Source organism: Elusimicrobiota bacterium (assembly GCA_026388155.1).
GTDB lineage: Bacteria > Elusimicrobiota > Elusimicrobia > Elusimicrobiales > UBA9959 > UBA9634.
In genome coordinates, this window is sequence record JAPLKI010000014.1 from 125,607 (window position 1) to 139,670 (window position 14,064).

13 protein-coding genes are annotated in these 14,064 nt (G+C 55.8%); 12 read left to right on the forward strand and 1 reads right to left on the reverse strand.

Annotated elements, in window-relative coordinates:
• Positions 1-52: 52 nt before the first annotated feature.
• From NTX59_06110 to NTX59_06165, 12 genes are all read left to right on the forward strand, one after another.
• Positions 53-3,265, forward strand: a complete 3,213-nt coding sequence (locus tag NTX59_06110; protein MCX5785243.1) for a bifunctional transaldolase/phosoglucose isomerase — start codon at positions 53-55, stop codon at positions 3,263-3,265.
• Between the two features lie 99 nt (positions 3,266-3,364).
• A complete protein-coding gene (gene pyk / locus NTX59_06115; protein ID MCX5785244.1) occupies positions 3,365-4,405 on the forward strand; it encodes a pyruvate kinase in 1,041 nt (346 codons plus the stop codon).
• Positions 4,402-5,475, forward strand: coding sequence for a ribosome small subunit-dependent GTPase A (rsgA, locus tag NTX59_06120; GenBank protein ID MCX5785245.1), 1,074 nt, complete (start codon positions 4,402-4,404; stop codon positions 5,473-5,475). The genes pyk and rsgA overlap by 4 nt, the downstream gene beginning before the upstream one ends.
• Complete coding sequence (locus NTX59_06125; protein MCX5785246.1) at positions 5,469-6,353, forward strand: hypothetical protein; 885 nt, start codon at positions 5,469-5,471, stop codon at positions 6,351-6,353. Before rsgA ends, NTX59_06125 begins: the two co-directional genes overlap by 7 nt.
• 369 nt (positions 6,354-6,722) lie before the next feature.
• Complete coding sequence (locus NTX59_06130) at positions 6,723-7,160, forward strand: hypothetical protein (protein ID MCX5785247.1); 438 nt, start codon at positions 6,723-6,725, stop codon at positions 7,158-7,160.
• A gap of 910 nt (positions 7,161-8,070) precedes the next feature.
• Positions 8,071-8,793, forward strand: a complete 723-nt coding sequence (locus tag NTX59_06135) for a DUF481 domain-containing protein (GenBank protein ID MCX5785248.1) — start codon at positions 8,071-8,073, stop codon at positions 8,791-8,793.
• A 24-nt stretch (positions 8,794-8,817) separates the two neighbouring features.
• Positions 8,818-9,261, forward strand: coding sequence for a large-conductance mechanosensitive channel protein MscL (mscL, locus tag NTX59_06140; protein MCX5785249.1), 444 nt, complete (start codon positions 8,818-8,820; stop codon positions 9,259-9,261).
• A gap of 68 nt (positions 9,262-9,329) precedes the next feature.
• Positions 9,330-9,911, forward strand: coding sequence for an ester cyclase (locus tag NTX59_06145; protein MCX5785250.1), 582 nt, complete (start codon positions 9,330-9,332; stop codon positions 9,909-9,911).
• A 55-nt stretch (positions 9,912-9,966) separates the two neighbouring features.
• Positions 9,967-10,338, forward strand: coding sequence for a thioredoxin family protein (locus NTX59_06150; protein ID MCX5785251.1), 372 nt, complete (start codon positions 9,967-9,969; stop codon positions 10,336-10,338).
• Entirely contained in the window at positions 10,319-11,008 is a 690-nt protein-coding gene (locus NTX59_06155; GenBank protein MCX5785252.1) for a CDGSH iron-sulfur domain-containing protein, read from the forward strand. Before NTX59_06150 ends, NTX59_06155 begins: the two co-directional genes overlap by 20 nt.
• A 1-nt stretch (position 11,009) precedes the next feature.
• The gene (locus tag NTX59_06160; GenBank protein MCX5785253.1) at positions 11,010-11,723 is read left to right on the forward strand and encodes a pirin family protein; all 714 of its coding nucleotides are present in this window, start codon (positions 11,010-11,012) and stop codon (positions 11,721-11,723) included.
• A gap of 54 nt (positions 11,724-11,777) precedes the next feature.
• On the forward strand, positions 11,778-12,314 hold the full coding sequence (locus NTX59_06165; protein ID MCX5785254.1) for a carboxymuconolactone decarboxylase family protein: 537 nt from the start codon (positions 11,778-11,780) through the stop codon (positions 12,312-12,314).
• Between the two features lie 34 nt (positions 12,315-12,348).
• Here NTX59_06165 and NTX59_06170 read toward each other — a convergent pair whose 3' ends face one another.
• Positions 12,349-12,807 carry a PaaI family thioesterase gene (locus NTX59_06170; protein ID MCX5785255.1) on the reverse strand — a complete coding sequence of 153 codons (459 nt, stop codon included), beginning with the start codon at positions 12,805-12,807 and terminating at the stop codon, positions 12,349-12,351.
• Positions 12,808-14,064: the final 1,257 nt, after the last annotated feature.

Genomic DNA, 14,064 nt, shown 5'->3' on the forward strand with positions numbered 1-14,064 from the left:
TAACTTCAGCGCTTCAGAGCTTCTAGTTCTTCAGCACTAAACTGGGGGAAATATGGAATTCAGCGCGAACACAAAAACTATCGGCCAGAGCCTGTGGCTTGACAATATCAGGCGGGACATGGTGACAGGCGGGGGCCTGTCAAAGCTTATAGCCGGCTCCGGCATAAAAGGCCTGACCTCAAACCCCTCTATTTTCGAAAAAGCCATTTTACAGTCCTCCATTTACGAAGAAACGCTGAACGCCCTTGTAGCGGGCAACGCCAACGCGCCGGAAATTTACGAAGCCCTGACGGTGGAGGATATCCAGCGCGCAGCCGACATTTTTCGGGAAACCTACGACGCCTCCGGCGGAACCGACGGTTTTGTCAGCATGGAAGTTTCACCGCTGCTCGCCAACGACGCCGAAGCCACGGAGTTCGAAGCCGAGCGCCTGTTTAAAAAGATAGGCAGAAAAAACGTCATGATAAAAGTGCCGGCTACCCAGGAGGGCCTTATAGCCGGGCTCGCGCTCCTTAAAAAAGGCGTGAATGTGAATTTCACCCTTATTTTTTCCGTCAAGCGCTACGAAAAAACCGCCAGAACTTACCTGGAAGCCATGGTCTGGCGCAGGAACAACGGTCTTCCGCTCGCAGGCGTAGCTTCGGTGGCCAGTTTTTTTGTGAGCCGCATAGACACCGCCATGGACCGCCTTCTTGAGGAAACTCCCGCGCCCGAGAGAAAATCGGCCGCGGCGGCGCTTAAAGGAAAGATAGCCGTAAGCACTTCGCTCGCGGCCTACGAAACTTATCTCCTGCTTTTTTCAGGCCCGCTTTTCAGGGAGCTTGAAGCCGCCGGCGCGGCCCGCCAGCGCATACTCTGGGCCTCCACAGGCGTAAAAAATCCGGCCTACAAAGACACCCTCTATTCCGACGAGCTGGCCCTTGACGGCTCGGTAAACACGCTGCCGGAGGCCGCGCTTGAGGCCTGGCTTGACCACGGCCACGCCAACACAGAGCCGCTGGAACAGCGCACAGCGGCCGCAAAAAGGCGGCTGGCCTCGCTAAAGGGACTCGGCATAAATATGGAAGATGTTTTTGATAAGCTTGAAACGGACGGAGTGGAGCAATTTGAGCGCGCTTACAATTCAGTTATTTCAAGCATTGAGGTAAAGCGGAATGCCGCTTTAACCTTCGGGGCGCCGCCCTCATCTAACAACGAACTGCCCGGCGGGGACTTTTCAGAAACGCTGGAAAAACTTTCCGCTTCCAATTTCGCCGGCCGGCTCTGGCTGAAAGACCCGGAGCTCTGGAAAAAAGACGCGGCGCACAAAAAACAGATAGCCGGCGCCCTTGGCTGGCTGGATATCCCTTACAAAATGCTGCCGAAAACGCGCGAAATAGAGAGCTTCGCCCTTGAAATACGCAGGGAGGGCTTCACCCACGCGGTGCTTATGGGCATGGGCGGCTCAAGCCTCGCGCCCGAGGTGCTGCGCAGCGTATTCCAGAACCCGAAGTATCCGAAACTTCTGGTGTTGGACACCACGGACCCGGCTCAGATAGCGCTTGCGCGCGCGGAGATAGACCTTAAAAAAACGCTGTTCATTTTTGCCAGCAAATCCGGCGGCACCATAGAGCCCTCCAGCCAGTTCAAATATTTCTGGGAACTCCTTAAAAAAAGCAAAACGCCCAAACCCGGCTCACAGTTTATAGCCATAACAGATAAGGACACGGGCCTTGAAAAACTGGCGAAAGATAAAAAGTTCCGCAAGATCTTCATAAATCCCTCAGATATCGGAGGCAGATTTTCCGCGCTGTCCTATTTCGGCCTGGTGCCGGCGGCGCTTTGCGGAGCCGACATAAGAAAGCTTTTGGCGCGCGCCATAAACATGGCGGACCTCTGCAAAACGGGTGAAACGGCAAAAAATCCGGGCGCGCTTTTGGGCGCCATGATGGGCGCGCTGGCGCTTCAGGGCAAAGACAAGCTCACCCTTGTCATGCCGAAAAAACTTGAAGTCTTCAGCCTGTGGGTGGAACAGCTTGTGGCCGAGAGCACCGGCAAGGAAGGCAAGGGCGTGGTGCCGGTCTGCCAGGAAGAGCTTTCTGAACCCGATAAGTACCAAAGCGACAGGTTTTTCGTGCGCACTCGTCTGGCCTCCGAAAGCGAGCCGGAAACGGAAGCAAAGCTTTCCGCCGTCAAGGCAGCCGGGCACCCGGTTTATGAAATTGTCTTAAACGACCCCTACGATCTGGGGGGGGAATTTTTCCGCTGGGAAACAGCCACAGCGGCCGCGGGAGCCGTGTTTGGCATTAACCCTTTTGACCAGCCCAATGTGCAGGAGGCAAAGATCCTTACCATGAACGCGCTCGCCAAGATCTCTTCCGGAGGAAAGCTCACAACGCCCAAACCGGATTTTTCCAGCGACAGGCTCTCCGTGTTCATTTCAAAAACGCTTAAAAACTCGTGCGACGGGGACTGTATAGCCAAATATGACGACATATTCTGGTGTCTTTTTTCAGCCCTGAAGGAAAAAGAGTATATCGGCCTGCTGGCATACCTGCCCAATACCCCCGAAGTGGACGCGGAACTTAAAAAGCTGAGGGAAAGCTTTAAAAACTACACTTCATCGGCTACCCTTATGAGCTACGGCCCAAGGTATCTGCATTCTTCCGGCCAGCTGCATAAAGGCGGCCCGGACAACGCCTTCTTTATCATCTTGACAAGCCAGGCGCAAAAAGATATAAGTATAGCAGGGGAAAAATACACTTTCTGGCAGCTTGAAATGGCGCAGGCGATGGGGGATTTCCAAGCCCTTGATTCGAAGAACAGGCGCGTGTTAAGGCTTCACCTTAAACATCCGCTCGCCAAATCTTTAAGTTACCTGAGCGAAAGAATTTTAAAAGTAGGAAGGCCTGCTGACAACCCCGACAGTGAAAAGACCGAAGGTGAGGAGAGAGAAATGCCTAAAACAGCGACAAAAACAGCCAACACGAAAAACAACACGAAAACCAACCTGACCAACTCGAACGAGTACGTGGTTATAGACCATCCGAAAAACCTTGAAAACATAACTTCAAGGCACTACTGCGTGCGCATAGGCGCGAATGAATGCAACGGCATGGATATATCCATAGATGACCAGCCCTGGCAGAACTGCAGGCACTCGGTGGGATACTGGTGGTTTGACTGGAGTAATTTCACGACCGGCACGCATCAGCTTGTGGCCAGGATGCACAAGAAAAACGGCGAATACCTTGTTTCCAAAAGACGCCGCTGCAAAGTTATTTAAAAAAAATAACGCAGAAAAAACCGCTTTTTCAGGAAAGCATTATAACTTTCCATGGGGCGGTTTTTTCTTTGTTGCATGTTTTTATCATAGAATAGGCCTATGACGCCAAAAACAAAGATCGTCGCCACCCTTGGCCCCGCCAGCTCCGCCGAAGGCATACTGCGGCAGATGATGGTCTGCGGGCTGGATGTGGTGCGCCTTAATTTTTCCCACGGCACGGCGCAGACCCACTCGGCGAATATCCGCCTGGTGTGCGCTCTGAATAAAAAATACCGCCGCCATATCCGCGTTTTGCAGGACCTCAAAGGCAACCGTATAAGAATAGGGCGGCTTAACGCGCCGGTTGAATTGAAAAAAAAGCAGGCTGTCGCTTTAGTCCAGGCCCGGACAACCGCCAAGTCCGGCGAAATTCCTTTTGACTATTCAGGTTCGCTTAAGGTGATAAAAAAAGGCCATTTTATCTACATTGACGACGGCAACATAGCCCTTAAGGTAAATGCCGTCGGCCGCGACTCGCTTAAATGCGAGGTGGCGGCGGGAGGGCGGCTGTTGGAGCGCAAGGGCGTAAATATCCCTGAGGCCAGCCTGGATTTCCCGCTGCTTTCGGAAGAGGACCGCGCCGACATCAAATTCGGCGTGAGCGAACGCTGCGATTACATAGCCCAGTCCTTCGTGCGCTCAAAGGCCGAGGTGCTGGCCGTGCGCCGCCTGGTGAAGCCTCTGCTGCCGGATTGCAAAATAATCGCCAAAATAGAAGCGTGCGAGGCTATCGCGAACCTGGACGAAATTATTGAAGCGGCTGACGGCATTATGGTGGCGCGCGGAGACATGGGCGTAATGTTTCCGGTCTGGGAAGTGCCCATACTGCAAAAGCGCATAATCAGAAAATGCAATTTAGCGGGAAAACCCGTAATAACCGCCACGCAGATGCTGGAATCCATGACGGAACACCAGATACCCACCCGGGCGGAAGTATCCGACGTTGCGAACGCCGTGCTTGACGGCACGGACTACGTAATGCTTTCCGCCGAAACGGCCGCGGGAAAACACCCGGTGGAAGCCGTGCGCGTGATGAACCAGATAATAAAATATACCGAACAAAACGGGGGAAAATTCAACTGCGCAGCTAATCATAAATGAAACTTGAAGACCTCGGCTGGGACGATTTTTTCCAGCGGCAGCTTGAGACCGCGGGCTCCAGCCTGATCCCGGCCAGAATTACGGCCGAATACGCGGGCTGCTACGAGGTTAGACTGGCCCGCGGGGAAGCGCTCGCCTCTGCTACCGGCCGGTTCAGGCACACGGCGGCGTCAACCGGTGAAATGCCCGTTGTGGGAGACTGGGTGCTGCTCTCGGATAACCCGGGAGCGGAAAGACTGCCGATACAGGCCGTGCTGAAGCGCAGATCCAAGCTTTCCCGGAAAGCGACTGACGAAGAAGAAGCCGAACAACCCATAGCGGCGAATGTGGACACGGTATTTATCGTGCAGAGCCTGGACGGCAATTACAATCTTCGCCGGCTGGAGCGCTTTCTGGTGGCGGTCCGGGAAAGCGGCGCGGCGCCCGTAGTAATACTCAACAAGGCGGACCTCTGCCCCGAAGCCGAAAAGCGCGCCGAAGAAGCTTCTCTGCTGGCCCCCTCCATCCCGGTGATAATTCTGGATTCCATTTCGCTGCGCGGTTACGGCCGGCTCGCTCCCTTTCTGGCGAAAGGCCGAACAATCGCCTTCATCGGCTCCTCCGGCGTAGGGAAATCCACAATAATCAACAATCTGGGCGCAAAAAAACAGAAAACCTCGGCTGTAAGAAAAAGCGACTCCAAAGGAATGCATACCACAAGCACCCGGCGCCTGCTGCGTCTTGCGGGAGGAGCGCTCCTTATAGACACTCCCGGCATGAAGGAGTTTGAAGCCTGGGACGCGCCCGCCGGCTTTAAAGAGACATTCAACGAGATCGAAGATCTGGCCCTTAACTGCAGGTTTACTGACTGCGGCCATGAAACCGAGCCCGGCTGCGCGGTGCTCGCAGCGCTGGAGTCGGGCATTCTGGCCCGGGCCCGCTACACTAATTATCTGAAGATGAAAAAAGAAGCCGCGCATCAGAAAACCAGGGCAGATCTGACCGAACAGCTTAAACGCAAAACCAGAGCAAAAAAAATATCCAAGGCGGCGAAAAACTTTTTCAAAAACCGCCAGGAGGGCAAGTGGTGAACCGGGATTGGCTTTCTCATATTCTTAATACGCCCGCCATGCATATAATGTTAACATCCTTCGCGCTGTTGCTTACCGGCGCCGGCTCGGCCTTTGCCGCCGGACAGCATTCCGTTGAAGTGCGCATCATAAACAAACAGACCGCATATAAGCAGACGGTCAGTATTACGGAAGGCAGTCAGGCCAACTATGTCGGCCCGGTGAATGCTTTAAACGGCGGGGACAGGAAACAGATGATATTCAACGCGCTTCTGAACCGTGAAACCCCTGACCTGCTGGTTCTGCAATACCAGGTGGAACTCTCCGGCGGGCCCGAAAGCCAGGGCCGGTCTGTACAGAGCCAAAGCGAGGTGGCTATACGGCCGGGAGACCGTCTGACAGCCATAGAATGCGGCCCCTGGACCGTGAAGTTTGCCATGGATGCCAAAGGGGCCGAGGGGAAAAAGGCGCGGGATGCGGCGTGGAAAGCGGCCGGCCTTCCAAATTACCGCCTTACAGCAAATGTATCCGCCGGAAACTCCAGACAGCAGTGCAGGCTTATTTCCAAGTCCGGGGTCCAATCCAACGTGGTTGACTCGATCAGGGAAGGCGGCCGTAAATACGGCTTCATTCTCAACAGTCTCTTTACGCCGGCCAAAGAGGGCCCGGGCTTCAGCCTGCAGTACCAGATCGAGCAAGGTCTTAACGGCGCAGCCGGCCCTGTTCAGATGCAGAATGAGGAAACACTGACGCTGAACAAGAAAACGACTATTTCAGGCGAGGGATACCGTGTTGATTTTCTTTTGGAGGGAGAAGCGCTGTCAAAGCCGGCCACATCTGGAGACGCGGGCAAGGCCGAGCCCCAAAATAAATACGGCACGGTTCAACTTATACATTAGCCCGAAAGTTGCAGTTGACTGCAACTTTCGCCCCAGAGGGGCCGCCCTTTTCCGATGGTGAGTTGCGCCGGTGCACGCAAAATGCGGAATGAACAGAAATATGCACTCAATAATTGCACTATGACCGTAAAAGGGCGGGGTAACCCAGCCCTTTTGCCCAATGATTTACGAATCATTGGGCAAAAGAGCTGCCCTTCGGGCGAATCCTTCAACTGGATTCGGGTTAGGAGTGCCGTCATTTTTTACAACCTATCCGCCAGTCAATTCGGCAAAAATCCCCAAACAACGCACTTTCCAGATGAAGAGGGGGTTTTGTATCTTAAGCGAAAATATCGTAAACTGGAACATATTAAGTTAAGGAGGATTATTATGAAATTATTGACAGTACTTTTACTGCTGGCTGCGCCGGCAGCTGCGCAGCCCATGGGGATGCACGGCGGAATGCATGGCGGCGGTTTCGAAATGGGAACACATATGGCCGTGGTGCTGTACGCCTTGCTGGCGGCCCTTGGCTACTGGGTTCTGCAGCACTCCGCCAAAGAGACCGCCAAATACGTAAAAAGAGCCGGGCAGATACTGGGCTGGGCCTTTATAGTTGTAGGTCTGCTGGGAATTCTCTGCGGGTTGGCCAGCCACGCCAGAATGGCAATGGAACGCAATAACTGCCGCTGCCCCGGCGCTGAAATGATGGAGCAAGGTGAACCGGGCGATATGCCCATGATGCATAATATGCAAATGATGCATCCCGGCCAGCCGATGCCGGAAGAAATGATAAAGAAACCGGAAGCCTCCCCCAAAAAGAAGTAAGCCAATCTGACAGCCTCGGACACAACCTTCTCCGCTCCTTCCAAAGGGGCGGAGAAGGCTTTTTTGGGGATTGGACGGGTAATTGCGCTGTGTCATGAACAGGGCGGGGGAATGTTATAATAATTTTACAAAGTTCTTCCGGACAATTTGGTTATGGAGGGGTGGGCTGGGGATTTGGTGGAACAAACCTTCACGGAGGTCAAGGCTTGCGTAGCGCCGAGACCGAGTGATGAGGGGCGGGCACGGTGTGCCCCGACCCCGCGTTTGCGGAACCAAACCCCAGACAGGACCCCGAACCTTTTTAAGGGTATCCGTTTACCTTATGAATAAGAAACTCCATATTATTACATTCGGATGACCTCTGGGTCCGTTTTTACCGGACTCTCTTTCAGTTCTTGAAACTCCTCTACCTTTGATCTTGGAGCCCGCGCGAAGCCGTCGCGGGCGTGGCCACGCAGCGCGGCCCCGCACCGCTCCTCTGCACCGCACGATAGCCGCACGGTCGGCCACGCGGCGCGGCCAGCCGGCCCTCAACAGGGCCTTGGCAAGGGCCGCTCCCGGCCTGCCGGGCAGGCCGTACAGCGCAGAATTTATTTTTTTTCTTATTTTTAAATTATGGCCACCGGGGGGAGGGGAATTTAAACGGGGGCACCTTGGTTTATTAAAAACCCGCCCAGGCTCGCCGTTCGCTCGCCCTGGCGGGCTTTTCTGTTATTATCATGTAGCCCCCGTGGGTAGAGGGGAAACCTGCAAAGAAAATAAGGAGAGGCCAAGGCCAGTCGCGGCTTGCCTCGCGATGGCCGCCGCCCCTTTGCGAAGGGAAAAAATTTGAGTAACACTGGATTACTTTATTATGTCGGAAATATTTTGTTTAATACCGAAAGGCAGGACTAGATTACAAGGAGAATATATGAAAAGGATAGCGATGCTCGCCGTAGTGGTTTTCTTTGCGTCTTCAGCCATGGCCCAGGACGTTTCGGCGCCGAAAAAGTGGAAAGACGCCGCCGAGCTCTCGTCCGTTCAGACCTCGGGCAACTCCAAGACCTCCACCATAGCCGCCAAGAACCTGTTCAACTACGACTGGAGCAAGAGCGCGCTGGAAGTGGTCGCGGGGGGGCTGGGGACCAAGAGCAAGAACACCGTGACCGCCGAACAGTACAACGCTTCGGAAAAGGTCAGCTTCAAGCTCACCGGGAAGAATTACGCCTTCGAAAAAGCCGGCTGGGACAAGAACCGCTTTGCCGGCATAAAAGACCGCTACGATTTCGGCGTGGGCGTAGGGCGCCACCTGCTTAGCGAGGGAAAGGACAATCTCTTCGCGGAAGCCGGCGGCGGCTACATCATCGAGGACCGCCTGGAGTCGGCCAACCGCTCCTTCGGCACCTACCGCGCCTACGCCAAATACATCAGGACCCTTTCCGCCACGGCGAACGCCAGCCAGGACTGTGAATACATCGGCGACATGCAGGACTCCAAAGGCTACCGCATGAACACCGAAACCGCCCTGGTAGCGTCCATTTCCACCCACTTCACGCTTAAGACCTCCTATGTCTGGAAATTATCCAACAACCCCGGCATAGGTTTCAAAAAGACGGATACCATAACCTCCATGGCGATAATAGTTAACTTTTGACCGCAAGAATAAAAGGAGAGACAAATGCTTAAGAACTTCAAAGAATTCATCATGCGCGGCAACGTAGTGGACATGGCCGTGGGCGTGATCATAGGCGGCGCCTTCGGCAAGATAGTGACCTCGCTGGTGGGCGACGTGCTGATGCCGCCCATAGGCAGGCTGACCGGGGGCGTGGACTTCTCCAGCCTCTACATCAACCTGTCCGGCACGGCTTACGCGAGCCTCGCGGAAGCGCAGAAGGCCGGCGCCGCCACCATCAACTACGGCATGTTCCTGAACACCGTGATCAACTTCCTGATAGTGGCCGGGGCCATCTTCCTGCTGATCAGCCAGATCAAGAAGCTGGAATCCAAGTTCGAGAAACCCGCTCCGGCGGCCGCGCCTTCCACCAAAGAATGCCCGCTCTGCCTTTCCGTCATACCGCTTAAGGCCGTTAAGTGCGCCCACTGCGCCTCGGACCTCAAATAAAGGAAACTAAAATGAAGAACAACATAAAACTAGAAGTCTGCTGAATAAGTGCAAAGGAGCTAAACACAATGAACAAAGTAACAAGGACCGGCATAGGCCTGGCGGCGGTGCTGGCGGCCGTCGCGATAGGGACTTTCTCCGGCTGCGGCAAGAAAGAAGGCTATTCTGCCGAGATGCAGGCGAAAATAGACGAGATGCAGAAGATCACCGACGAGATGGGCACCGTTGAAACGAATCTGAAGACGTTCGACGAACTCGACTTCAAGGTCTTCAGCGGCCAGCAATGGGCGCGGCTGCACGAGAGCCACTCCAAGGACGTGGTGGTAAATTGGCCTGACGGGCACCACACCAACGGCATTGACAAGCATATAGAGGACCTGAAGGCGCTGTTCGTCTACGCGCCCGACACCCGCATAGTGGAGCACCCGATCCGCTTCGGCAGCAAGGAATGGACCTGCGTGACCGGCTTTATGCTGGGCACGTTCACCAAGCCGATGCCCATAGGCGGCGGCAAGTTCATCCCGCCCACCGGCAAGAAGTTTAATGTCCCGATGTGCACCGTGGGGCACTGGGTCAACGGCGTAATGACCGAGGAGTGGCTGTACTGGGACAACGCCACTTACATGAAACAGATAGGTCTTGGCAAATAGCGGCGGCGCGGCCGGGGGGGCTTCCTCCCCGGCCCGCTCAAAAGTAGAGGGGAGAATGATGAGCACGCTGATAGAAGACGACAAGCTTCTGCGCGAATTGATAGGGGCCGGCCAGGAAGCGCTGGTGCTGTTCTACGCTTCCTGGTGCCCTTTCTCCAGGGCGTTCCTGCCCGTGTACGAAAAGCACGCCTGCGGCGAGGGCTGCTACCGGGTGCTGGCCGACGAGGTAGCCGGCACCGAGGACGCCTACGCGATAGAGACCTTCCCGACCGTAATACTTTTCAAAAAAGGGACGAAGTATGCGCGCCTCGACGGCATCCCCGGCGAGGGCCTGCGCGAGCATATGCTGCTGGATTTCATACAAAGCTGCAAGGAATGCCGTGCCCCGGCCGGGAGGAAAGAGGACCATGAAGAAAACCCGCATTAAGATACTTAAGAACGGCCCCTACGAGGTTTCAGGGCCCGTGCCGCTGGACAAGGCCGTAGCGATCTCCAGCCGGGACGGCGTCCCAGAGAAGTGGAAGAAAGGCCCCGCGCTGCGCCACGACAAGGTCTACCACCTGTGCCGCTGCGGCCGCTCGGCGGGTAAACCGTTCTGCGACGGCACGCATAAAGCGGTAAAATTCAACGGGGGCGAGACCGCCTCGCGCAAACCTTACGCCCGCCAGGCCGTTATCTATAAAGGGCCGGCGCTGACGCTGGCCGACGCCGAAGTGCTCTGCACCGTGGGCCTGTTCTGCCACAGAGCCGGCGACGCCTGGACGCTGACCGAGCGCTCCGGCGACAAGAAGGCCAGGGCCGCGGCCGTCCGCGAAGCCTGCGACTGCCCGTCCGGGCGCCTGACCGCCATAGATAACGCTACAGGCCGGCCGCTGGACCCGCCGCTCAAGCCAGGCATCAGCCTGGTGGAGGACCCGTACCGCAAGGCCAGCGGGCCGCTGTGGGTGAAAGGGGGGATACCTGTAAAATCCTCGAAAGGCTTCACTTACGAGAAGCGCAACCGCGTTACGCTCTGCCGCTGCGGGCGCTCGGCGAACAAGCCCTTCTGCGACGGCAGCCACATGCCGTTCAAGGACGGCGACAAAAGAGTACAGTAATATGGCGAAAACTATTCTTCACAAGGCCGCAACCAGGGGGGACGCGGATCACGGCTGGCTGCACAGCAGGCACACGTTCAGCTTTGCCGATTATCACGATCCGGAACGGGTGCACTTCGGCGTTCTGCGGGTGCTCAACGACGATATAGTGCAAGGCGGCAGGGGGTTCGACACGCATCCCCACGAGAACATGGAGATAATTTCCATTCCGCTGGAAGGCGACCTGGTGCACAAGGACAGCATGGGGAATGTCAGCACCATTAAACACGGCGACGTGCAGGTTATGAGCGCCGGCACGGGTATAACGCATAGCGAATATAACGCCAATAAAGATAAGCCGGTTAAATTTCTGCAGATCTGGGTATTCCCGAACAAGAAAAACGTGGTTCCCCGGTACGGCCAGATCACTTTAAAGCTGGCCGACCGCCGGAATAAACTGCAGCAGATACTCTCGCCCGACCCAGAGAGCGCCGGGGTCTGGATCTACCAGAACGCCTGGTTCCACATAGGGAAATTCGAGAAAGGCGCGGGCGTCGATTACGCTGTCAAAGCCAAAGCCAACGGCGTTTACGCTTTTATCCTGAGCGGGGACATGACGATAAACGGCCAGATGTTGAACGCCCGCGACGGTTTCGGCGTCTGGGACACGGATAAGATTTCCATTAAAGCGGTAACGGAGGCTGAAATACTGCTGATGGACGTCCCGCTGAAATGACGGCGTGACCGGCGTTGAATTTTACGCATTTTCATAGCGGAACCTGGAGGCAATATGCAGAGGATAGAAAAAATGGACCTGGCTAAAGCCGAGGGCAGGGTAAAAGAACAGCTGGACAGCGTTAAGGCCAAGGTCGGGCGTATCCCCAACATTTACGCCACCATGGCCACTGCCCCCGCCGTGCTGGAGATGTATCTTTCCCAGGGCGCCGCCCTGGCGCGAGCCTCCCTGGGCAGCCAGCTGCGCGAGCGACTGGCGATTACTACGGGCGCGGCGAACGGCTGCGAATACTGCGTTTCGGCGCATACCGCCATAGGGCGGAACTTTAAGATAAGCGACGCGGAACTTGCGCTGGCGCTCAAGGGCGAGTCGGCAGACCCCAAGACGGCCGCCGCGCTGAAGTTCGCCCGGCTGCTGCTGGAAAACCGCGGGCGCGTCAGCGACGCGGAGCTGACCGCTTTGCTCGCGGCCGGCTATACCGGCGCGCAGGCACTTGAAATAGTCGCCATGGTCGCGGCGAACATCTTCACCAATTATTTCAACCTCGTGGCCGGCACCGAGGTGGATTTCCCGCGCGTGGCGCTGCGGTAGACCGGCCATGATAGCCTGGAATAATTAATATACCCTATGCTGACTTCTTGTGCGGCGCAGCGTTCGGGTGATCGGCCGCGGTAAAATCGCCGGTAACGTAATAGGATGCCTGCGCCCTGGCCAGCAGTTGCCCCCCGCTGTAGATCTTTCCTTCCGCGCGCATTATCCTCTTGCCGCCGCTCACAACCTCGCCCACGGCCGTAAGGCTGCTGCCCGCGGGCGCGCTCTTTATGTAACTGATGTTCATGTCTATCGTGACCACGCGCCGGCCGGTACTCACGCAGGCCACGCCCATGGCGAAATCCGCAACGGCGGCCAGCGTGCCGCCGTGCAGCGTGCCGTAGATATTGCCGTGCCGTTGAGCGGCCTTCATCCCGCACGTTACCTTCCCTTCTTCCAGCCCCGTGATGCGCAGCCCCAGGAAGTTTTCCAGCACCGGCGTGCGAGAGCTTTTTTTGAAATAATCCCTTACCCAGGCGAGATGCTTTTTCATAAATTCACCTTTCTTTTATTCTACTAAAATAGAGCCGCCGGGCTGCCCCGTAGTTTCTGGCAGCCTGCCAGGCCGCGAGAATAGCGATACCCCCGAAAGTGCAAGAAAGGCAGAAAAACTGCTAGATTATGCGAAGCCTGCCGGCCGGCGAATAACGGACGCCAAAGGTGCAGGGGAAACCTCTGCGTTTCACCGCCCAGGCTTATGCAGACCTCGGGCTGTCTGATACGACACTTTACGCCGCGCCCATGATTTCCGCCGGGATGCTCTACACGACCATGAGTTCGCTGATACGCCTACCGGCTTCACCTTTGATATTTTCTATAGGCTTATCGACCTTGACCTGGACAACGTGGGCGGGGGAAAAGCCGGGACTCTGAAGCCGGCACTCGGATTTAAAATCGGATACATCTTTGAAAGCTTCTGGACGACCAAAGAGAAGTCTACTAACTGATAAATTATTGCCACCCTGGAAGAGGGAAAAAATTAAATGGCGCTTAAAATTCCGCATTTCGGAGTTTTTTGTCGAAAATTTTAATGTTCCAGAACCAGAAGAGTTGAGCCGGTGGCCACCGGTTGATTAAAAGTATTTGTTTTTTCCACCGGGCGGGTGATTGTGATGTGTCATGAAAAGGGTGGGGGAATGTTATAATAATTTTAAGGTTCTTCCGGCTTTGCATTTTGGAGGGGTGGCTGGGGATTTGGTGGAACAAACCTTCACGGAGGTCACGGCTTGCGTAGCGCCGAGACCGAGTGATGAGGGGCGGGCACGGTGTGCCCCGACCCCGCGTTTGCGGAACCAAACCCCAGACAGGACCCCGAACCCTTTTAAGGGTATCCGTTTACCTTATGAATAAGAAACTCCACATTATTACATTCGGATGACCTCTGGGGCCGGTTATACCGGACCCTCTTTCCGTTACTTAATTCACTTTACATTTGATCCTGAAGCGACCGCGAGATGTCGTCGCGGGCGTGGCCACGATGCGCGGCCCCGCACCGCTCCACTGCACCGCACGATAGCCGCACGGTCGGCCACGATGCGCGGCCTCCCCTGCTTGCCGCAGGAGGGTCCGCAGGCTCGCCCACACGCCAGCCCATTGGTGGGCTGGCTGCGGGCTCCCTCTGCTCCAGCGGAAACGGAGTTTTTAATCATATTCATCACCTCCTTATGCGCGGCCGGGCCGCCCGTCCGCTCCCGGCCTGCCGGGCAGGCCGTACGGCCCCGCATTTATTTTTTTTGCTGTTTCAGGGATT